Origin of the sequence: Flavobacterium poyangense, from assembly GCF_011751075.1 — a bacterium.
GTDB lineage: Bacteria > Bacteroidota > Bacteroidia > Flavobacteriales > Flavobacteriaceae > Flavobacterium > Flavobacterium poyangense.
On record NZ_JAALLN010000001.1, the window covers coordinates 657,484 to 679,278 of the forward strand.

The 21,795-nt window shown below is 30.3% G+C and carries 14 protein-coding genes and 1 pseudogene; 6 read left to right on the plus strand and 9 right to left on the minus strand.

Annotation, left to right across the window (positions count from 1 at the left end):
* Positions 1–59: 59 nt before the first annotated feature.
* The gene (locus G3A47_RS02665; RefSeq protein ID WP_166920146.1) at positions 60–1,580 is read right to left on the minus strand and encodes a DoxX family protein; all 1,521 of its coding nucleotides are present in this window, start codon (positions 1,578–1,580) and stop codon (positions 60–62) included.
* A gap of 1,041 nt (positions 1,581–2,621) precedes the next feature.
* On the opposite strand from G3A47_RS02665, the gene G3A47_RS02670 reads away from it, so the two are divergent.
* The 3 genes from G3A47_RS02670 to G3A47_RS02680 all read left to right on the plus strand — a co-directional run bounded on the left by G3A47_RS02670 (position 2,622) and on the right by G3A47_RS02680 (position 5,628).
* Entirely contained in the window at positions 2,622–2,867 is a 246-nt protein-coding gene (locus G3A47_RS02670) for a hypothetical protein (RefSeq protein WP_166920148.1), read from the plus strand.
* Positions 2,868–3,913: 1,046 nt separating this feature from the next.
* Complete coding sequence (locus G3A47_RS02675) at positions 3,914–4,309, plus strand: plasmid mobilization protein (RefSeq protein ID WP_208328334.1); 396 nt, start codon at positions 3,914–3,916, stop codon at positions 4,307–4,309.
* Positions 4,294–5,628 (plus strand): relaxase/mobilization nuclease domain-containing protein, encoded by a 1,335-nt coding sequence (locus G3A47_RS02680; RefSeq protein WP_166920150.1) that lies wholly within the window; start codon positions 4,294–4,296, stop codon positions 5,626–5,628. The genes G3A47_RS02675 and G3A47_RS02680 overlap by 16 nt, the downstream gene beginning before the upstream one ends.
* Before the next feature lie 324 nt (positions 5,629–5,952).
* Here G3A47_RS02680 and G3A47_RS02685 read toward each other — a convergent pair whose 3' ends face one another.
* The 7 genes from G3A47_RS02685 to G3A47_RS02715 form a co-directional block, all read right to left on the minus strand.
* Positions 5,953–7,248, minus strand: a complete 1,296-nt coding sequence (locus G3A47_RS02685) for an HlyD family secretion protein (RefSeq protein WP_166920152.1) — start codon at positions 7,246–7,248, stop codon at positions 5,953–5,955.
* A gap of 2 nt (positions 7,249–7,250) precedes the next feature.
* The gene (locus G3A47_RS02690; protein WP_166920154.1) at positions 7,251–9,509 is read right to left on the minus strand and encodes a peptidase domain-containing ABC transporter; all 2,259 of its coding nucleotides are present in this window, start codon (positions 9,507–9,509) and stop codon (positions 7,251–7,253) included.
* Positions 9,503–10,666 (minus strand): JmjC domain-containing protein, encoded by a 1,164-nt coding sequence (locus tag G3A47_RS02695; RefSeq protein WP_166920156.1) that lies wholly within the window; start codon positions 10,664–10,666, stop codon positions 9,503–9,505. Before G3A47_RS02695 ends, G3A47_RS02690 begins: the two co-directional genes overlap by 7 nt.
* A complete protein-coding gene (locus G3A47_RS02700; protein ID WP_166920157.1) occupies positions 10,663–13,497 on the minus strand; it encodes a lantibiotic dehydratase in 2,835 nt (944 codons plus the stop codon). Before G3A47_RS02700 ends, G3A47_RS02695 begins: the two co-directional genes overlap by 4 nt.
* Positions 13,498–13,624: 127 nt before the next feature.
* Positions 13,625–14,779: a lanthionine synthetase LanC family protein gene (locus tag G3A47_RS02705; protein WP_166920159.1), complete on the minus strand. Its 1,155-nt coding sequence runs from the start codon at positions 14,777–14,779 to the stop codon at positions 13,625–13,627.
* Positions 14,780–14,811: 32 nt separating this feature from the next.
* On the minus strand, positions 14,812–17,370 hold the full coding sequence (locus tag G3A47_RS02710; RefSeq protein ID WP_166920161.1) for an erythromycin esterase family protein: 2,559 nt from the start codon (positions 17,368–17,370) through the stop codon (positions 14,812–14,814).
* A 123-nt stretch (positions 17,371–17,493) separates the two neighbouring features.
* Positions 17,494–17,667 (minus strand): hypothetical protein, encoded by a 174-nt coding sequence (locus G3A47_RS02715; protein WP_166920163.1) that lies wholly within the window; start codon positions 17,665–17,667, stop codon positions 17,494–17,496.
* 700 nt (positions 17,668–18,367) lie between these two features.
* On the opposite strand from G3A47_RS02715, the gene G3A47_RS02720 reads away from it, so the two are divergent.
* The 3 genes and pseudogenes from G3A47_RS02720 to G3A47_RS24000 all read left to right on the plus strand — a co-directional run.
* A complete protein-coding gene (locus G3A47_RS02720; RefSeq protein WP_166920165.1) occupies positions 18,368–19,657 on the plus strand; it encodes a hypothetical protein in 1,290 nt (429 codons plus the stop codon).
* A gap of 357 nt (positions 19,658–20,014) precedes the next feature.
* Positions 20,015–20,254 (plus strand): hypothetical protein, encoded by a 240-nt coding sequence (locus G3A47_RS02725; RefSeq protein ID WP_166920167.1) that lies wholly within the window; start codon positions 20,015–20,017, stop codon positions 20,252–20,254.
* A gap of 31 nt (positions 20,255–20,285) precedes the next feature.
* A pseudogene (locus tag G3A47_RS24000) lies at positions 20,286–20,543 on the plus strand (type II toxin-antitoxin system RelE/ParE family toxin); the annotation flags it as partial.
* Between the two features lie 247 nt (positions 20,544–20,790).
* Here G3A47_RS24000 and G3A47_RS02730 read toward each other — a convergent pair.
* Entirely contained in the window at positions 20,791–21,486 is a 696-nt protein-coding gene (locus G3A47_RS02730) for a hypothetical protein (RefSeq protein WP_166920169.1), read from the minus strand.
* Positions 21,487–21,795: the final 309 nt, after the last annotated feature.

The window sequence follows — 21,795 nt, forward strand, 5'->3', positions numbered from 1 at the left end:
TACTTTTTTCTACAGGTGTTCGATTACATTCCTGATACCCGGGCCCTGGTATATTATCATCATAATTCACTCTTATAATGTTCCCAAAGTGAATTACTAAACTCGTAACAAACAATATGATTGCCAATAAGGGCATAGAGATAATTCTCATGCACCAGTATGCTTCTTATTTTATCATCTCCAATGTTATAGACATAAAAGCTTGAGACATACGAAGCATCATTCAAATTATAAACGTCAACAGTACTTGCCTGGCTCCACAGATCTTTGGGCTCATATAAGCCATGAGCCGGCGAATGAATAAAAAGTAAATTTTTATAAACAATACTGGTTTTATTAACGATAAGCGGTGGCGCTGACATTTTCTTTTGATTGCGATCTGAGAGATAGGAAACTTTAATTTGAGCCTTGTTTGTAGTATCAATAGTTTTTCCTATATATTTTAAATCAAGCGAATCATTAGCCACTACAAATTCATTGCGGTATAAATAAACATAAACAATACGTTTTAGACCCAAACTGTAATGCAGCATCCCATCAGTATCAAAAACACCATCAATTTGTTTTTGTAACAAATCCGGGTTTAATTTTACATTTACAGTTTTCCCAACTGCAATAGATCCAATAATATTTTCATTGTTATTTACAGCTTGTCCCCTAAAGGCAAGCCTGCTGGAATCCATTGGTGTGATCCGTGAAAAATAAGCTTTATCATGCATAAAAAGTGAGGCTTTCCAATTGGATAGTTCCCCTCTAAACAAACAGGGAACATTCCCGTCAGCAACAAAAAAGTAGGGTGGCAAAATACTAATGGTAACCGCTTTAAATCCAAAACTATTTTTGTCCAATTCTATTTGGAATATCTTCTTGTTTTTTAATATGCTATCGAGTGTCACAATATGTAATGGCGCTGTAGTATTCCCTAAATACAAATTTCCGTTTGCTGCCCCGGCAAAATAGTATGAATTATACCGTAAATCAACTTCGCTTATTTTTACTGCCTGATGATGTGGAAAACGGCGTATAAAACTATTGCGATGATGCATGATATCCTCTGATAAAATAAACATTACTACAACAATTCCAATACTAAAAAGAACGCTTCCCGAAAAGGAACTGACAAGAACAGCGGGTTTTGAAATCAGGGATACCTTTGGCATCCCACCGGCCAATATCAGGATACCCGCTGCTGCCAGCATTATGAAAACAAAATTAAAAAAAAGATGTTCCTTCCATCCCATTTTCTCCAGGATTCCTCCACAGGAACACGGAACAAAGGAGCTGTAATTTAAAATAATATAGATATATGTCGTAAACATAACCATCAAACTAAAGGCTGCAAAAAGACCACTTAATCTGCATTTTTTAAAAATAATAAGTACGGCTATGAGTAATTCAAGTGTCGGTACAATCCATGCAATTGATCCTGCAAAAGCGCTCAGTAGCGGGGATTGTCCAAGCTGCACACGAAAGTTCTCAAAATCAAGTAATTTACTCAGCGCCGCATATACAAATAGAATTACATACAACAGGCAAATTATCTCCAGAATTGCATTTTTGATTTTTATATTTAGCTTCATGTTTTCTAATCTTTAAATTGATTGAATTATGAAATATCAAATCATATATAATTAGTATGGAAATTTTTATTTCAGTTTTCAATTTTTGCTATTATTCAAATAGTAAATTGTACTCACTAAATCAAATTCCATTAAACTCAAAAAGAAAAACATTTTAATCCTTTTTCTTTTTTTTTAGAGTTAGATCAAAACAAAACTACAATAGATTGTTTTACAAAGTGTTGGCAAAATCCTTCCAAAGTTTTTACTTTTCCTGCCATTTTTATTGCCAATAATTAAAAAGAAATATTTTTTCTTATAAAAAATATTATAAGTTAAATTGTATCCAATTAGTGTTTTAAAAAACATTCTTATTTCTAACTTTTTTAGATACCGATACAATAATTTTAATGCCTTTTTTTAAATTCTATTTGCGATTGCTGCTGAAACAAAATTACAACAGGCTCTTTGATTGCTTGTTATCCAAAACGGAGTAAAACTTGTCAAAAAAGATTTTTTTTAGTTATAGTTTGTAAAAGATGGAATTCAAAATGTCTGAGGTTCGTGTTTTGAAAAAAAACAGACTATTTTTTTCTATTTTATTATACAATAGATTTCGACATCCAATTCAAATTACATTTAATAAAAAAGTTTTTTATTGCTCATTTAATTATTTATAATTCTGATGAAACAAAATTACAGTAGCCTTTTTGATAACATGTTATCAAAATCCGGCATCAATTTGTCAAAATCCGATATTTTAGTTAAAGTTTTCAAAAAAACATTCTTAAAGTAGAACTGAGCATCAATATGTTCAATAAAAAAATGACTAAGTACTAGGTTTAATTTCTGATAAGTACCTCGCAATTATGATCTTGCCTCTAATGAAAAAACAAACTGAAATAGTAAAAAAAGATGTTGTAGTTTCAGTTAATAAAAGAACAAAAATTGATCCTCTGCTTATCTAGGACGCAAGTTGATGGACACAAACAGACTTTCTGTCTCTTTTTTGTTTTGGAATACTATTTGATTTACACCAAAGAACTACCAAAAACTGACACCATGGATAAAACTATAAAACTCCGAGTAAAAAAAGAAATTGACAGAAGTAACGAGCTTAAAGTATTGAAACTGAAAGGCTCTTTAATCACAAAAGGCTACACTGAAATTATTCACATTGCAGATGAAAATGAAGATTTTTATCTCAACTCCTTTTCGACTTCTGTTGAACATAAAAAAGAAGCGGAAGATTTTGTATTGGATTATATCTCTGTTAATAATCTAACTGACACAATTACTTTACTGTAAAGAGATAATTTCAGATTGTATTTATGTTTTCAGAACACCCACAAAAACCTTCATAAAAGCATTCAGAATTTTGCGGATTATAAAAGTGTTATGGTTTGAAAAAGTACACTTCTTCTTTTGTTATTTTTTGATTGGTTTTAAGAAGCGTACACTTTCAAAAGACTTTTTAAAACTTTTCAAAAAAGAATAAAAAGCAAGCGAATTTATTGGACATCGGCAAAGGAAGTGCGCATAATGACACGCCTCGTTCCTCGCCATGTCACCCTTCGGGACTTATAGCACTTCCTTTGCCTGGCTGTCCCATTTTTAGATTGCTTTCTTTTTTTTCGTTTTTTTCTTTTGAAATGTAAATTTAATCTTCAATTTTAAAAAACATCTACTTTAAAACACTTGAATTTAACACCATAAAACTTTAAATTTAAAGCAATAAATAAGAACCTTTCTTCCGGAAATACAAGTTCGTTAAAAAGTAACGCAAAAGAAATAAACGCAACAAATTAGAATGATTAAAAAAGTCCCATACAAAGTAAAGATAATTCGTTTATAACGACGATCAATTTTAGCCAACTCAAAACTTAATTTGGCTTTTTCCCTATCGACTATATTTTGGTATCTGTCTTTCATTATTCCAAAGATATTAAACTTGCAAAAGATATTCTTACGGATTCCCGTACCACATCCTTTTTATTTATATCACATAGATTTCCTTTTGAATTATTTAATTTTTCGAAGTAAAATTTAGCTACGCTAATAGATGATTTTTTCCTTGATCAATTCTTTCTTTTAAAGAAAAAAACTAAATATGACCTTAGCTTTTTTCCAACTATCAATAGATGTCATGGTCAAAATATGTCCATGTTGGTCTAGTTCCAAATATTCTATTTAATTTAGTGCTTACCTTTTAAAAGTCTAAAATACTGCCATGTTCCTGCAGTCAGCAAGATGTATGGTTGTCGGACAACCACCTATCTTGCCACCTATTACCTCGGAACTCGGTGGTGGAGACACTAAAAAGAAAAAGAGTTTGATAACAATGAAAAGGAAAGATGATGGAAAGAGAAAATTCAAACAGAACACGCAAAATTACTTTGCGACTGACAACAGAAGAATATGCAAAAATTGAGCAGAAATACAAAGCCAGTACCTGCCGTAAGTTAAGTGATTATCTTCGCAAGAACCTATTCGACAAGAATATTACCACCACTTACAGAAATCAGTCGTTAGATGATTTTACAGAAGAAACAACACTACTTCGCAAAGAATTAAATACTATTGGAAGCAACCTGAATCAGGTCGTGAAAAAACTGCATACCCTGCAACAAATTCCGGAATTTAGAGTATGGATTATCAGTTTTGAAATAGATAGAAAAATCATAAATGATAAGATAGAGGGCATTAAAAATCACACCTGTAAAATTACCGACAAATGGTTGCAATCATAAAATCAAGCCATTCAATCCGTAGTATTTTTTACTATAATGAGAACAAAGTAAAGGCAGGTACCGCAGAGTGTATTGCAGCTGGTAATTATCCTGTAGACATCGATAAAATGACTGATATTATGAAGCTAAATCGGTTCGTAAAACGAGCAGAATTAAACGAAAATGTAAAATGCAATGCGCTACACATTTCCCTTAATTTTGACCCATCGGAAAAACATTCCAAAGAAAAACTAATTGCCATTGCGGATACTTATATGGAGAAAATCGGCTTCGGTGAACAACCTTATTTGGTGTATCAACATCACGATGCCGGACACGAACACCTACACGTGATTTCAGTGAATATAGAAAAGGACGGCAAACGTATTGACCTGCACAATATTGGTTTGAGAAAATCAGAACCTGCAAGAAAGGAGATTGAAGAGCAATTTGGACTGGTAAAAGCAGAAGGAAGAAAAAAGGAAGAAAAATTTAGTTTAGAGCCTATTTCAATGGGCAAGGTTCAATATGGAAAGATTGAATCGAAGAAAGCTATATTTAATGTTCTGAATACTGTTCTGAACCATTACAAGTACGATAGCTTTGCTGAGCTTAATGCCGTTCTCAAACAGTACAATGTCATTGCAGACCGTGGCAGTGAGAATTCAAAAATGTTTTTAGCAAAAGGATTGGTATATCATATATTAGATGCAGAAGGCAAACCAATAGGTGTTCCAATTAAATCCAGCAGTTTTTACAACAAACCGACTTTGAAGTTTTTAGAGGAAAAATTCAAGAGTAACCAGGTTAGAGCACCTCGTGATAAAACACGAGTGAAAAATGCCATTGATATGGCATTATTAAGAGAGCGATCAATGCCGATAACCGAACTTGCAAGACGATTGGAAAAAGAGGGCATCAGCACCATTTTTAGAAAAAGTGATGAAGGTTTACTCTATGGCATTACCTATATTGACCATACAACAAAAAATGTTTTTAATGGCAGTAGCTTGGGTAAACAATACAGTGCAAAAGCTATCGAAGAACGATGCGGATTAAAGGTTACTGGTGAAGAAAAAAGAAATCAGATTTATGAAAAGCTTCGTTCTAAAGAATCACTAATTACTATTTTGCAACAACAGAAGAACACATTCACTATTCCTGATATAGTAAAAATATTGGATGTGCTTACGTTTGAAGGGAAACAATACTTTGAAATGTTACCAAAATTAGATAAGATTATTGATAATTTAATGCAGGCTGAACAGACAATTGATTATTTACCATATCAATTGAAAAACAAAAAAAAGAAACAAAGGAGAAGAGGATTCTCAATGTAAAATGTAATTACTCACTAATATTAATTGGAATTTTACAGATTTCTCTCAGCAGCGCTGAGAGAAATTACTAAGACCATCATTCTTACTAAAAGATAAGGATTTTGTTCCAACGGTCTTACTAATATAAAAACACTTTTATTACAAATAACAATTTAAATTACAACGAGTTATCTTCTGAAGGTGTATTATTTTGCAATAATTACGTTGAAGCAAGTTTCTTTAAATAGTGTGAAAATGGTTCGTAAACGGTTCCGTCTGGACCTCCATTTTATTATTGATTTCGTGGTCGATGAGGAATTCGAATCTTACTAGAAATTGTTTTACCTAAACCTGTTCGAAAATACTCTTGAACTGATATAGAATTCTCTCGAGTAAGCGTAAATCCTCGGTTACAATCTCAGCACTTCCTTTCATTTCTTGCTGGAATACAATTTGTTTTTTATATGAGGTTTGTAATCCGTTTGGCAGAGCAACATCCAATAATAAATTTCCATCTTTGTCAGGAACTAAAGAAATATTCTGAATTTTACCGTACAATACACCAAATTCCCTGTCAGGAAAATTTGCCAAGCGGATATTCACTTTTTGCCCCACTTTTATTTTTCCAGAATTTAATGCCGGAGCTTTTACTTTACCAATAAAACCATTTTTAGCATCCGGAATAATCGAAAAAACATTATCTCCTGTATTTATCGTTTGATTTTCTGTCCAAACCTGCAAAAAAGTTACAACGCCACTAACGGAAGATTTCAAAGTATAATTTAGTTCCCAGTCTTTTATCACTTTTTTAAGCTGATAAAATGATTGCGCCATGTTGCGTCCTAAATTAACTTCTTCTTTAGTGCTGTTTATGTGGGAATTCTGACTAGATTTTGTATTATCAATCAAAGACGACCTTAATTGAGAAATAGAAGATAATAGACTCTTATAATTTTTCTGTGCCTGAAGATAACTCAGTTTTTTAGCTTCCATTTCCTGAGTGGAAACAATTCCCTTATTAAATAGTGTTTCAAAACGGGTAACTTCATTTTTTTGAAGTTGCAGTTCGCTTTCGTTAATTACTTTTTGCTGTTGCAAAATATCCAATCGTTCTTTGATTTGAATATTTTCAGAATTCTGAGCTCTGTTTTCTACTTCAAAAGGCTGTAAATTCTTGTTTAATTCCTGTGCCTGATAATCTTTTTGAAAAATAGCAAATGCGCTTTCAATTTCTCCAAATTGCGTATTTTTTAGTAAAGCAAACGGGAAATCTTTTTTTGAATCATTTATATTATAACCCTCAACTATACTTTTTAATAAAAATACATCTTTGTAATTCGCCGTATTTTCAATAATAGCCAATGTCGTATTCTTTTCTATTATTGATTTATTTTTTACCAAAATCGCTTCGATTCTACCGGAGGATTTCGAAACTATTTTCTCTGGAGGAATATTCGTTGTAATCACTATTTCAGTATTTACAACATCCGGATATTTAATAAACCACGACACAAAAAAGAGCATAAAGAGAATTACGAAAATCAAAACTGTTCCCCAACGGATCATCCAGTGTGGTACTTTAGTGAGAATATCTTGAACTTCTTCACTTCTTAATTCGAATGTAGTATTATCTTCAGCCATGATTAATTTCCTAATTGTAATTGATTCTTAACCAATTCAAAATAATTTCCTTTTTGTTCTACTAAAGATGAATGTGATCCTATTTCGATAATTTTTCCTTTATCCAAAACGACAATCTGATCTGCATTCATAACCGTACTTAATCTGTGCGCAATAACAACAACAGTTTTATTTTTAAAAAAAATATCGAGTTTTTGCATAATTTCTTTTTCGTTATTTGCATCCAAAGCGGATGTTGCCTCATCAAAAAACAATATTTCAGGGTTTTTATAAACTGCCCTTGCAATGAGTAGTCTTTGTTTTTGTCCCGTACTCATTCCTAGTCCTTCAGAACCTATCTTTGTGTTATATCCAAGAGGTAAACCGCTTATATATTCTTTAATATTAGCGACATCAGCAGCATAAGCCAATCTTTCTTTATCAACCTTATCAACACCAATAGCTATATTATTAGCAATAGTATCACTAAAAATAAAACCCTCCTGCATTACTGTTCCAATGTTTGATCGCCAAGCTTTTTGGGAAATATTTTTTAGTTTTGTGTTCCCAATATTAACTTCTCCGCTGTTTGGTTCGTAAAATTTAAGAAGCAATTTCATCAGCGTTGTCTTTCCACTGCCACTCGTCCCTACAATTGCTGTTATTTTCTTGGCTGGAATTATTAAACTAAGATCTTTGAGAACAGGAATATCAGAACCTAAATAACGATACGAAATATTTTCAATCTTAATGGCATCATTAAAAGGTACATCATTGGTTTGCAGAAATTCTTGATCCGTTTCATCTTCTTTATCATGAATCTCAGATAATCTGGACAATGCTATTTTGGCATCCTGAAGCTCTCTGACAAACTCTATAATTTGTATAATTGGGCCATTTAAACTTCCTACAATCGAGCTGATAGCCAGCATCATCCCCAGCGTAATTTCACCTTCAATAACCAATTTAGCCGAAAGAAAAATTATTAAAATATTTTTCAATTCATTAATGACAGACGAGCCAATAGTCTGAGTCTGCTCTAAAATCAAACCTTTTATCGAAACCCTAAAAAGCCTAGCCTGCACATATTCCCAGCCCCAGCGCTTTTGTTTTTCAGCATTATGCAATTTGATCTCCTGCATTCCATTAATAAGTTCCATAACTTTGCTTTGTTCTTCTGAAACTTGCGAAAATCGCTTGTAATCTAAATCCTTTCTCTTCTCTAAAAATAAAAGAATCCAACCGAAATATAGAATACTCCCTGCAAAAAAAACAAAAAATATTTTAAGATTATAATAAGCCAAAACACCACCCATAACGAACATATTAATTACAGAGAACAAAACATTTAAGGATGACGAAGTAAGAATCTTCTCAATCCTACGATGATCATTAATGCGCTGCATAATATCTCCTGTCATTCGGACATCAAAAAACGAAATGGGCAAATTCATTAATTTAATGAAGAAATCAGAAATCAAAGAAATATTTATTCTTGTGGAAAGGTGTAATAATATCCAACTACGGATAAGTTCCAAACCAGTCCTTCCCGCAAAAAGAAATAATTGTGCGAAAAGAATTAAATAAATAAAATTTATGTTTTGATTCTGTATTCCAATATCAACAATACTTTGGGTTAAAAATGGAATAATTAATTGTAAAACACTACTAGCAAACAACCCGATACCTAATTGCACTAAGAATGATTTGTATCGCAAGACATATTTCGACAATATTTCAAATCCGAAGCCTTTACGATCTTGTTCAAACTCTGATTCAAAAAATTTTGGCGTGGATTCAATTAATAAAGCGATTCCTTCTTGGGTAAAATCAGTAGCATTATTTCCAATCCAAGATTTGGTAAAATCTTCTTTATTATATTCCAGTAAACCACGTCCGGGATCTGAAACTTTAAATACCTGACCTGACGACAAATCAAATTTAAAGCCAATCCTACCTAACTTTTTTTTGATTTTTTCAAATTTCGGCTTCTTTACTTCATATAAAACTACATAGTGACTATTGTTCCAATGTAAAATGCAAGGCATTGGCATTTCATCAAGTTCAGCTACTGATAATTTAGCTCCCAAAGTTCTAAATCCAATCTTCTCTGCAGCATCACTTAGCAGTAGCAAATTACTACCCTCTCGGGTAGTCTCACTGTAGTCCCTCAATTCCTGAATGTTTACATTTTTACCATAGTACTTGGAAATTATTTTTAAACAAGTTGGACCACAATCCTTAGAATCTGCCTGAATAAAATTTGGAAATTTATTTAACATATCTTATAAATGATGCCTTCTTGTAATAATAAATAAAGTAATTCTTCAGATAATTCTTCTTCAAAATGAACTTTCATATTTTCTAAGTTAAGAGTAGTATTAGTATTGACAAACAGCTTTAAATTAGAAAAATCACCTTCAATTTCAACTTTTTTAGTTCCATATTGAATTAAACTTGTTCCCTCAGAATAATTAATCTCTGCATATTTTCTAAACTTAAAATCCGTTTTCTTAAAATCAATTTCTTCAAAAATACTATTTATAATATTCTTGTATTCGTAAAGTTCACTATATCTATTTTTACTGGCTAATGTTTCTAAAAAAAGCGTTAGTTGAGTTTGATCTAAACTATCTGTAAATAATTTTTTGATCTCCGATACAGAAGTCTGTTTAGTAATATTTTTACGAAAATTACTATCATTATTTTTGAGCGTTGTATGCAGTAATTCAAAGAGATCTACGAAAGTCTGAGGAAACAAACTAATAGTAAGATGGAGTGAGGGTTCATCATTTGTATATACTTTGTGAGATACACCCCGAGGCATGTAAATCATATCTCCGGGCTGTAAGGTAATTTTACTGCCTGAAGTGTTTTCCGGAAGGCTATGATTTATAGAATTCTTCAAAGGATAAACTTCTTTAGAATACTCATATAACTCCCATGTTTTGGTTCCCGCTAATTGAATAATAAAGATTTCGGAAGTGTCATAATGGAGAGGGAAAGCCTGACAATCTGAAGGCGTGAGGTATAAATTTGATGAAATGTTTTTAATATAGCCTATTTTTTTGCTAATCTCTATTTCAAGATCGAGGATGTTACGACTGAACTTGGATATGTTATCAATAATAACGGAAGCCCCATCATTGAAAAGTTCCATCACCTTACCGATATTAATTTGATCCTCATTGTAAAATTCATCATGGACACTGTATTCTTTCTTAAAAATCTGTTTATCAATTTTGGAAACTCTCAAATTCTTTTCAGTCAAAATAGAAGATGTCAAAATTTCATCTAAAATTGAAGCAGATATTATCGAATCATAATAGCTACTGTTATTTCTTTCAATGTGCAGTGTCTTTTTGCCATAATAGTTCTCCATAAAATCCTGTAAACTAGACGGACTTATAATTTTTTCTAACAAATTATCGTTTATCATTGCTGTATGTTTATAGTTGTATGTTTTAATTGGTTTAAATAACATTTTGCTAAATAGTATATTTTAAATTCATGAAATCTTTGATTCTCATTAAAGACCCTGTTCATAGACATATGCATAATAGCTGAGACGTAACTGTATCTTACCAGATAACTATTATCCAGAGCATTGTTAAGAACTGTTTTGAATTCTGAATCATGTAAGAAGTTCTTATAATTAAACAGATCTATTTCGGATTTAATTTTAGAAAAGTCTTTATTAAAAGATTTTCTCATCTCTGCATTTAAATTAAACTCACTAGAAAAATAGAGTATATTACTCTCACAAAACAATATCATTTCCTCCATGCTAAGATCAAAAAACTCCAGATAATATTTTAGTTTCAGTACTGAGAAAATAAATATTCCTTGTATCTCTAAATCTACCTTTAAAACATTTTCCATAGTATCTATACTATCGAGAGTAAAAATTTTCTCAGTAAGCAACATTAAACCAGTTCCACCATACCTGTAAAGTTCCTGCTGGTACGGGAGTATCTGATATTTAAGAATCCAATTCTGAATTTTTAATTGATCCATTTTTGAGATAATGAATTTCTTTACTGCTGTTGATTTAGTTTTAAATCGTACTCTTAAATGATTGTCAGGATTATTATAACGAACAAAAAAGAATTGATCCACTTTATTTTTCGAAATGATGTGATCATATATATAATTTAAGATTTCATTTTCTGCATAGGTATTGCAATACAACTCAAAATACAGCCAATCTGCTAAAATTGGAGTATTATTAAACTCTGATACATCTTCTGAAAAATTCAGCTTTGAATCTTTATTTACGTATCGAGTATTTTTAACACTCACCATAAGTTCATGTGAAAAATTATCATTATCTCTAGTAACAGCAGGAACAAACGAATCATACAGAAATTCTGTAACGTATAATTTTCCAGTCTCTTTTAACCTTTCGAATAATAAGACCGCATTATCTTCCCTTTCTAAGTCTATGATTATATTTCCTTTTGAGTCCTGCAGACTTACTTTTGAACTAAATGAATATCTTTCAATTAAGGCTGATAAATAGTCTTTAAATTCTTCAAGATTCCAATTATCATAAACAAGCAGAATTTGGGCAGGATGCATTAGTATATCATCCTGTAGATATATCCTGGGAACATATTGCAATAATGAATCTTTGTACAAATTGAAATCAAAACAAACAGAATAAACCTCACTATCCTGTGATCTTAACTCATTTAAAAATTTATAAATTTCAGAAGACGATGTTTTGTGGTTAATTGCCGATGTAACTCTAGGAATAATCTCCTTCTCGTATTTTTTTGAGATAAGGATAAACTTTTTTCCATCAAAACGTATAAAGATATCAGACAAAGGAATACTATTTGAGTTTACAGTACCAGAGGTGTTTAAAGGTATATTATAATCATAATACTGTCGTTCTGCAAAAAGATTAATACTCCTTGAATTAGAAATCATATTAACCTCTGCAATAATTTTCCCTTCATTAATTTTTTTTTCATAATTAACAATATCTTCAATCACCTTATCAGTAACGTGACCAAATCTTGCTATTAAATTTATTGCAGAAGCTTCACCTAAGTGTTTAAAATAAATTATTTCTTTTCCTGTTTCCTTACAATACAGAACTTCAAAAACAACTGTACAAGTTGCAGGTAGCCTTATTCTGTTGTTTTCTATTTCTTCGCTAGATTTTTTTGGTAATGAGAGGTGAACCCCATCGGTATTGGCTAGAATAATTTTAGTAAGTAATTCCGAATTTAAAGTTTTATTTTTTTTATTTTTAATTGAACTGTAAGTTAGACCTGAATATGGATTAAATACCTTACTCAGGGGAACAAAACCATCATTAAAATTATGATAAAATACACTGCCAAACTCAGCCAGATGTTCATTAATTGTATTACTTGCATTATAATGGAGACAAAAATCAATGTAGTTTTTTATTTTATTTTTTATTTTTGAATCCAACTGTCCCAAATTTTCTTCAAAAGAGGTTACATTATGCAATTGAGATCCTATATTATCTTCTTTTAAATCAGCATCCTGCTCCTTTACATATTCTTGAATAAAATCATCAAGATCATTAGGCATTTTCAAATGATGAACATTTTCACTGATTAAGGCAGAATTTACTCCCTTGAAATTAATTTTTAATTTCTTGTTATATGGAAAATAACTCACTTCATTAATTATAAGACCAGCATTAATTATTTCTAAAAGGAAATCATCTATCTCAGATTCTAAGAAACCGTTTTCTAAAAGATCTATTACAACTTCTGTTATTTTAGCTCCTAGTTCAAATTTATTTATTAACCATTCTATATTTTCATCATAATCAATTTCAACAAAACTGGACTCAAAAAGTCCATTTGATTTAATCTCATATTTATAGAAACTGATCTTGGACTCGCTTAAAAAGTGAATAGAAGGATTAGTGAAAAAAGAGTAGTTTCTCCAGTCCTCTTTTAAGGAATTCTGAACCTTCTTTAAATAATAAAAATTATCAAAATCAACCTTTAATGAAAGAAAATCAGATTTGGTGATATTTGTATTATCACCCCAACTCAAACAGCTAACGCTACTAAAAGTACCGAAAGGGACTGGATTAAAATGCGCTCTGGAAAAATATTTCCCAAGTGTGGATTTAATCTTAGTTGTTTTATTTTTTTTAATGTCTTCGTATAATGTTCTGGAAGAAACCAAAAGGGATAGATGAAACAATTTATTTTCAGAGAAAAATTTAATCAAATCATCTCTATTTTTTTCATAAGACTGAATTGGTAAAGACACTGCCCTTATAATTATGTGATCGAAAAACTGCATTTATATTGATTACTGATTTATAATGATTTTGTGTCAATGGTTTCTCCATGATAAAATACTACAAAGGAATGTTTAAAAAATATCCTTATTTTCATCAGTAGAGATTTAAACAGTTGAGCCAATCCGGTTTTATTTTATCTTCCAATGAGAGTAAAACCAGACCTAGTCCAGCTGATCCCTCTAATATATTGGTCTCCACTGCGTAACCTTTATGATTCATAGCAAGAAAACTGCTAAAATCATTGGTTTGATCTCGTAAAATATCAAGCCATATACTGATGACACCTTGGTAATCTGACTCACTTCTTTTACCAGCCAGATAATACTGCATTATAATTCCAGTAGCTCCATGGCAGATCCCAAAATCTTTAACACCTGAATCGCTTAAGGAGATTTTTTTTGTAAATTCAATTAATTCAGCACCTTCAATCTGCAATTTTACATCTTTAAAAAACAACCCTGCATTATATAGTGCATTTCCTATTCCAAGATCTCCTTGGCACCAAGATAGTCGAGATTGAGCAAAAGTTTTATTTTCTGTCAGGTAATGATTCGGATAAAATTGTTTTGATTTATCATTATAGTTTTTGAACTTATTTAAATAATCGATACATGTTCTAATTGACTCATCAAAATTATTTATTTGGACATCTAAATTTTGTTTGATATAAAGCAATATATTTATTACTCCTGCAACACCATGTGCTATACCAAAATAAATATAATGACACTTGTCTACACCATCCTCTCTAATCAATACTCCTTCTAAATTTGCAGATATTTTTCCAATTAATTCTGTAATGTAATCAGTCAAAATCCCTTTTATACTCTCATCTTTTGTTTGTTTAAATCTTTCAATAAAGTACATAGAAATCCCTAAAGACCCATGCAGAAAATCATAGTCATCTTCATTAGCCTGTCCTGTCAATTCCTCTAGCAAAATTTCATCAAGCGACAAAAAGTAATCTTCATCTATATCGATTATCTCCTTATTGATTCTTAACAAAATCCATCCGTAACCTGCTAACCCTGAACAGAAAGATGGCAGACAGACGTTCTCTGAGACGATATCATTAATCCTTTCGATAATTATTATTAATTTTTCCTGAAACTCTTTACTATTATCAATTTCTAAAAGTGAATTATAAAATAATGCAATCCCTGAAAGACCATTAAGTATACCTATTCTGTTCTCTTTAGGTACTGTTGCCCAAATTTGTTTTTCAATATCAAAAACTATATTCTGCATTTCTTTATAAATGTTAAATATTAATTATATACCTAAAACTTGATATCTCCATCTTCCAAAAGAAAATTATTATAATTCAAATACTCGGAATTATCTTTGATTTCAGCATCTAATTTCAGACGGTCAATCGGGCGGGAAATTATCTCAACATTATCTGTTGTTATATCGACCGACATCAAATCATAGTTAGTATTCAATTCGCTCAAAAATTTCTTATCTTTTTTGGATAAATATTTATTTTCTACTTTTTCATTACAGTAATTAATAAAATATTTTCCATTCACTAATTTAAATGTCTCGGTAATCTTATGTGTTGATTCTATTATCACATTTTCCTGATCATTAGGTTGATCCGGATGTAATACCACAAAATGTTCGAATTTCAATATAGCGAAGGATATTACATCTATATAAATATATCCTGTAGCTGACTTAGGGGGAGGGTTTCCAAAGCCAGTTGAAAATACGTCGGGAGCTTTATTGATAAAGCTAATTACATAAACTTTTCTACCATTGTATTCTATGATTTTTTCCTTTTGCAGATCAAAAGAAGACGTTTTATAAAGTACATTTTGGTTGCTTAATAAGATACTTCTAAAAACCATTACTCCTAAATAACCTATTCCTTTCCAATTTTCCTTTGATTCATTATTTGCAATATTCTTGTATTGAAGTATCTCTCCAAAATAATTACTTGCAGGATCTTGCGAGACTTTAAAGCCATTTGGATTATAGGTATTTATAAAAGCTATTTCATTAAAAGTGAGATCGGTTTCTTTTCTAGTTTGAGCCCTAAAAAAGAATTTTTGATTAAAAGGTAGCTGGTAATAATTATCCTGAATAGCCGATTTTGCTCTTTTTAAGATTGCCTTAGCGGATAAAGTATTCATTTTCTTTTTTGCAGACGAAATCAACACCTCATTTAAAGAAAATCCTACATCCGTTTCTTTCTTGAGCTTAATTTTCAATAATTCCTTATTGGATTTTTCTAACTGTGAAACCGATAGTGTATCAGAATAATAACCCATTGCTGAAATAATCAGTTTATCATTAAAACTACTTTTTGGTATAGTAAAACGGAACATCCCTTTGTCATTGCCCACTACACTTTTATTACAATTCATTAGGTAGATATCAGCATTTGGAATAATTTTATCACTTACAAATTCTGAAATTTCACCAGAGATCGAAAAATTCTGACTATCAGCAGAAGAAATGTCTTGGCTTTTATATGAGTTTAATGGTGGAGCAAATGCTGTTTTTATAAAAAACAAACCATCAAAAATGGAATTCCAATTTGCTTTTAAAGGCATATTCCCAAGTGCGGAACAATAATATTTCCCCATAAATTTTTTATCAAAATCAAGAAAGACTTTATTGTTGTTACCCTGAGCAAGTGTTTGCTCTATACTATTTGATGGTGGTGTTAAAATAGGGAAAGACTTGCCTGCAGCAATTCCGTATTCCCCTTCAAAACTCGAAAAGGCAATGCTGTATATTTTACTTTTGAAATGATCCTTTAAAATTTCACCCATCGGATGTGCATCTCCCAGCATTTTTACATCTTCAAAAGTCGAGATAGAATTAACTGAATTTGTTTGCTCCAATGCTAATTGTCTCTTTAAATAATCTTCGGTTATATCTGTATAATCAAAATCCTTGATACGATTTGAAAAATGGTAAGAAGCTCCCCAACAAACCATTTTTTCGTTGGGATATAACTCCGTTAAAAATATAAGATTTTTTGCCATTTGCGCATCTCTGGGATTTTGAAAAGCAATTTTCTGCCCCTGTAAAATCTTGATATCAAAATCAACTTGTGCAATCTGACTCAGTACCACCTGCTTGATCATTTTCTCATCTGTACTAAGATTATGCATCCTCTGAAATGAACTTAAAAGCAATTCATATAGTTGATATAAATAAATAGAATCTTTTTTATTAGCAGCAAATTCTTTCAAATTCTTATCAACAAAAACTTTTTCAATTGTGTTATATGTTTGATCATCAATAATGATTTTACGATCATTAAACGTTTTTTTTAAATCATCAATAAAATATTTCTTAAACAATTCTCCTTTCTCCTGACAATCAAAACCAATAATTTTAATTGTATCTTTTAGAATCGCTTTTCGATCAATATGATCTAATAATTTTTGAAAGGATTGCGTTGTTGACCATAATGAATAAATACTTTCATTATAAATTGATGAAGTTGCCTTCCCTGCCGCATATAACTTCCAAGCCTTATAATTTTCATACATCCCGCTTTCAAAAACAATCGTATTAAATTTTAATTTATTTGTAAGGTATTTTACAATTTTTACTTTTTCTTCGAAAGTAGCACCATCACCATGAGTTTGTTCTCCCAATAAAACAACTCTCTTATTTTCTAGAATTTTTGCTAAAAAAGAATAGTCATTTTTTTCACTCATCGCATATGATTTGGCACCAAAAGACTCTTGGGAAAACATAAATGTTGAATTCATCACAATAACTGTATAAATCATAAAAAGCCTCATACAAAAAGTATATGGCAAAACCAATCTAATTTTCTGCCATAAATTAGTACCGAAACAAAGAATATTCATAGAGAGAACTTTAAATAAAGTATTTATAAATAAAGAAACTACCTAATTAAAGGTAGTTCCAATAAATAATCAGGTTTTTTATATGTAATTGCTTTATTTACAAAACATTAATAAAAAAATTAATTAGTCTGCTTGCTCTATATCACAACTTGAACAAGATAATGTAACTGTTTTTTCGTTCCAACATTGAGTAGAATCACTACAGCTCCATAAAGATAGAAAACCACCTTTAACCGCTTTTTGCTCTTCTTTAGAAACTTTTTTAACTTTTAAATTTTTTAATGCTAATTTTTTCATCGTTACTTTTTTAGATGATTAATAAATAATTTACATTTCTAAAATATTCACATTTTTTATCCAATTTTGATCACGTGCACTTGATTATTATTAGGAAGACTAAAGTGAGATTATTTTTACCAAAAGTAAAATTATAAATTACATAAAAAAATTTTCCAGAATAAAAATTTTAAGAAAATACACTATATTTTCTTAAAATCAAGAAAAAAATCATTTTTTTTAAATAAAAACTTAATAATCAATAAGTTGTATAAAAAAACCTTGCAATTACATTTTAACAAAAAAATGAAATATTCATAAGTTTTAAATTGCTCTAACAGTAGTTAAGATGAAACATTAAAAACTTTAGACTTTAATCTTATTATTTAATCCCGAAAAATCTTAATTACATTAAATTGGGATAAAAATATTTTCGGGAAAAAGCAAAACAAAAAACCCACAAATACCTGTTATATTTCTAGTTTTGAACTAATAAAAAAGTGCTAATAAAATATAAATGATATGGAAATCTAAATAAACTTTATAATCTTACCCTAAAAATTAAATCCCTTATTCATACCGTTGAATTTAAGAAAAACGATCACATATAGATTAAAAAAGATAGTACCTCTATCATATTAAGGTATATGTAAGATTAAATATTATCCCTTTAAATATTTACATAATTTAACTTTTTATAAATGCATAAAAATAATTTGAAATGAAACTTAAAATTGAGAACTGGATTTCTGATAATAATTTTTCAGAAGATGTGAACGTGCTTTTCGTGGATGCCGTAACCTGCTACAAGGCTGGTGCAAACAGGGCTTCTTTACTTTTTTCCTATGTTGCTTTTCTGACTATCCTTAAAGAAAGAATAATCAGCGGTACCAAACCAAGCTTATTCCCTCAGGGTGAATGGGACAATTTAACCGCAAAACTGCAAAATGAAAACCTTTGGGAAGCATTAGTTTTTGAATCGGTATTACGCCAAGAAAAAATTGATCAGACAACCAAAACAAGAACAAAAGATCCAATATTCAACATTAACGAAAACCTCAGACAGCAGATTAGATACTGGAAAGACAGAAGAAATGACTGTGCACATTACAAAGACAATATTATTGATAATTCGCACGTTGAGTCATTTTGGTCTTTTATTGAGAGTAATTTATCCAAAATAACAATTGAAGGTGGTATGCAGTCGCTGCTTAATAAAATCATAAATCATTTTAATCCTACAGTCACCCCTCCTGACAAAGATATAACTCCGCTTATCCAGCAAATTGAATTTTCAGTTGAAAGGACAAAATTACAAGAATTTTGGAATAAACTTTTAAGTGACGGACCGTACTCTTACAGCCTATCTTCAAATAAACAAAAACTGATCAGCAGAAGTTTAGAGGTTAATAAAAGTTTTATAAACACAAATCTAATTTCCATTATAAAAGAAAATAAATTTTATCTAAGAGAATTTTTTTCCGGCAATCCTGATAAGGTTTTGACATTTAATTTTTCTGCGGAAGAGGTTAGAAAATTTTGGATGACGGAATTAGATTCATGTAGTAATAAAGCAGTACTGCTTGCATCTTTTTTAAGAAATGGTTTGATACCTCCTAATGAAATAACTGAAGTGTTAAAATTATTGATAGGCAATTTAAATGATTATCCGACTTCATATATCGATCACCATATTTTAAAAGAAAATGGTTTCTTTAATATTTTTAAAGAAGAAATCATAGAAAATTCACGTTTTATTAAGGGAAATTCATATTTATGGGTAAATGGAAAAGCGGATATTATCGCAGGAGTAATAAAAAATTACCCTGCTGATGAAGATTTAATTATGAAATTGGTTGAACATTACAATCAGCAGGATAATTCAAACTGGCTACTTGAAAGATTTAATAGTATTTTTACACCCGCTACTCCCCTAACTCTTGAATATAAAAAAATCCTACAGAAGAAAGGTGTCGCAGTACCTGCGAAACTGCAAAGTTATTTCTCATAGAATATCAATTAAAAAGACCAAATTATTTTAGCATTTTCTGTTCTTTATATAATTCAAACTGTACTTAATTTATTTAAATCCTCATGAAAACGGTTCGAGAATTGTCCTGTTAGGGCTACTAAAAATAAAGCTTCAGAGAAATCTGAGGCTTTTTTTGTTTTTAAGCTAACTTGTGGGAAATTCCAAATTTTTAAAACTGCTTCGCCTGTTCGCTATCGCTCGAGTCCAAATTACGACTTTTTATAAAAACATTTATTTTTTTAACTCGGGAGGCTCGTATTGTTTTATATTAACATCGCTTTATATACAACTTTTGAAATTAAAATCTAATTTTGAAAAAGTAATCTTATTTTGAACATGAAAGCTGAATTAAACATACAAAGCAAAAAGCTAGAACTTATTCAATGGTTGTCAACTATTGAGGATTTAGCTATTCTCAATAAAATTATCGATTTAAAAAAAGAAGAAAATAAAAAATGGTGGGATTCAATTTCTGAAAACGAAAAACAATCTATTGAAAAAGGATTACAGGATGCTGAAGCCGGAAAATTAAATTCACATTCGATAGCAAAACAACTTTATGACAAATGGTTATAAAATACTGTAGACAGATTTTGCTTTAAGTGAATTAAAAAACACAATCGAATATCTCCAAGAAAACTGGGCAAACAGAGAGTTAAAAAATCTTGCATTAGAGATTGAAAAGACCGTAAACTTACTTTCTCACGACCCAAATTTATTTCAAGCTTCAGATACTAAAAATGAAATCCGCAGAGTTATTGTTGCAAAACACAATACTTTATACTACCAAGTGAAAGACAATACAATTGAAATTATATCATTCTTTTCAAATCGTCAAAGTCCAAAAAAGAGGAAGTTAAAGTAGACCTAAATATCTAATTTAAATTATTTACTTTCTTCGATTTAATTAAATCTCCTTGAAAATGGTTCGAGAATACCACGTTATAAATACAAAGACAAAGCTTCAGAAAAATCTGAAGCTTTGTCTTTGTATTTACTTTTTTGATTCTCTTTGATTTCCAATAGAAACACAATTGAATATTATTTTTGTTGAGCATTTGAACAAATTGTTCTTCCAAATAATATTAAGGACAACTATTTTTTCGTAGTTGTTATTTTAATTTTTGCTCGATTTGAGATAATCTATCAAGAATAGATTTAATGGCTTTGTTTTCTTTTTTTAACATTTCAATTTCTAAACTTTGGTGATTATTTTTTTGTTCTTGTTGAATAGTATAAAGTGTTAATTCCTCAATTTTCTGCAAAAGCTTTATATTCATTTCTGATAAATTAATTCCGTCTTTTTTCATTTCATCAGCAGAAGCAATTTCTGGCAAATGTTTGTTTTCTTTGATGTATCTGTTAACCGAGTCCAAAGACGGCAAATTGTAATTGTTTTCAAAAACAAAATCAGCACCTGCATCTACGCTTACTTTAACCTCGCGTGAGTTAATGTTACCGGCAACTGTAAACAGAGAAGTAGGATTCATTGTTCCTATACCTACATTTCCAGAAGTATTAATATAAATATCAGGAGTGGTTCCTGATAATTGGGCGCTAATTAATAATGGTTTTGGAGTTACCGGGGCAACTGCTGTTGACTTAAGTCTATTATAAGTAGCATTTACTCCATCAAAGAAAATTCCACCATTTGTGTCAACAATATGAAATTTTGCTATTGGTAACGAAGTTCCAATCCCAACATTACTATTTGTAGACGTTTGAACTAAACCACCTGGGACGTAAATTTGAGCATTTACAGAGATTACAAAGAGAAAAAAAAACAACAATAGTGACTTAACTTGCATAATAATTTTAATTTAATTTTTTTGATAGTCTTTCAAATAGTAATTTGAAATTTTCATTTTTTAATTTAGTGCGCGAAATTAAGCTTTTAATTTGTTATGTAATTATAGTTTACCACATTTAGCTTAAACATCACAACAATAACAAAAATATCCTCCATTTTTAAATTATTTCTTATTATTAAAAAATTCATTTGCCATGTTCTTTAAAAGATTCTATGTAATATCAATACTATTGAAATTTTAGTCTATTCTCTCCTAAAGAACAAAAACACTTTACTAATTTAATTCAAATCAATTAAAAAATGATTG

What these genes read in the sequence shown, in the direction of transcription:
- G3A47_RS02675 (WP_208328334.1), top strand. Translation starts at nt 3,914, where the DNA reads ATGATGGAAAGAGAAAATTCAAACAGAACACGCAAAATTACTTTGCGA.
- G3A47_RS02685 (WP_166920152.1), bottom strand. Translation starts at nt 7,248, where the DNA reads ATGGCTGAAGATAATACTACATTCGAATTAAGAAGTGAAGAAGTTCAA.
- G3A47_RS02730 (WP_166920169.1), bottom strand. Translation starts at nt 21,486, where the DNA reads ATGCAAGTTAAGTCACTATTGTTGTTTTTTTTTCTCTTTGTAATCTCT.
- G3A47_RS02720 (WP_166920165.1), top strand. Translation starts at nt 18,368, where the DNA reads ATGAAACTTAAAATTGAGAACTGGATTTCTGATAATAATTTTTCAGAA.
- G3A47_RS02715 (WP_166920163.1), bottom strand. Translation starts at nt 17,667, where the DNA reads ATGAAAAAATTAGCATTAAAAAATTTAAAAGTTAAAAAAGTTTCTAAA.
- G3A47_RS02710 (WP_166920161.1), bottom strand. Translation starts at nt 17,370, where the DNA reads ATGAATATTCTTTGTTTCGGTACTAATTTATGGCAGAAAATTAGATTG.
- G3A47_RS02725 (WP_166920167.1), top strand. Translation starts at nt 20,015, where the DNA reads ATGAAAGCTGAATTAAACATACAAAGCAAAAAGCTAGAACTTATTCAA.
- G3A47_RS02705 (WP_166920159.1), bottom strand. Translation starts at nt 14,779, where the DNA reads ATGCAGAATATAGTTTTTGATATTGAAAAACAAATTTGGGCAACAGTA.
- G3A47_RS02695 (WP_166920156.1), bottom strand. Translation starts at nt 10,666, where the DNA reads ATGATAAACGATAATTTGTTAGAAAAAATTATAAGTCCGTCTAGTTTA.
- G3A47_RS02680 (WP_166920150.1), top strand. Translation starts at nt 4,294, where the DNA reads ATGGTTGCAATCATAAAATCAAGCCATTCAATCCGTAGTATTTTTTAC.
- G3A47_RS02665 (WP_166920146.1), bottom strand. Translation starts at nt 1,580, where the DNA reads ATGAAGCTAAATATAAAAATCAAAAATGCAATTCTGGAGATAATTTGC.
- G3A47_RS02690 (WP_166920154.1), bottom strand. Translation starts at nt 9,509, where the DNA reads ATGTTAAATAAATTTCCAAATTTTATTCAGGCAGATTCTAAGGATTGT.
- G3A47_RS02670 (WP_166920148.1), top strand. Translation starts at nt 2,622, where the DNA reads ATGGATAAAACTATAAAACTCCGAGTAAAAAAAGAAATTGACAGAAGT.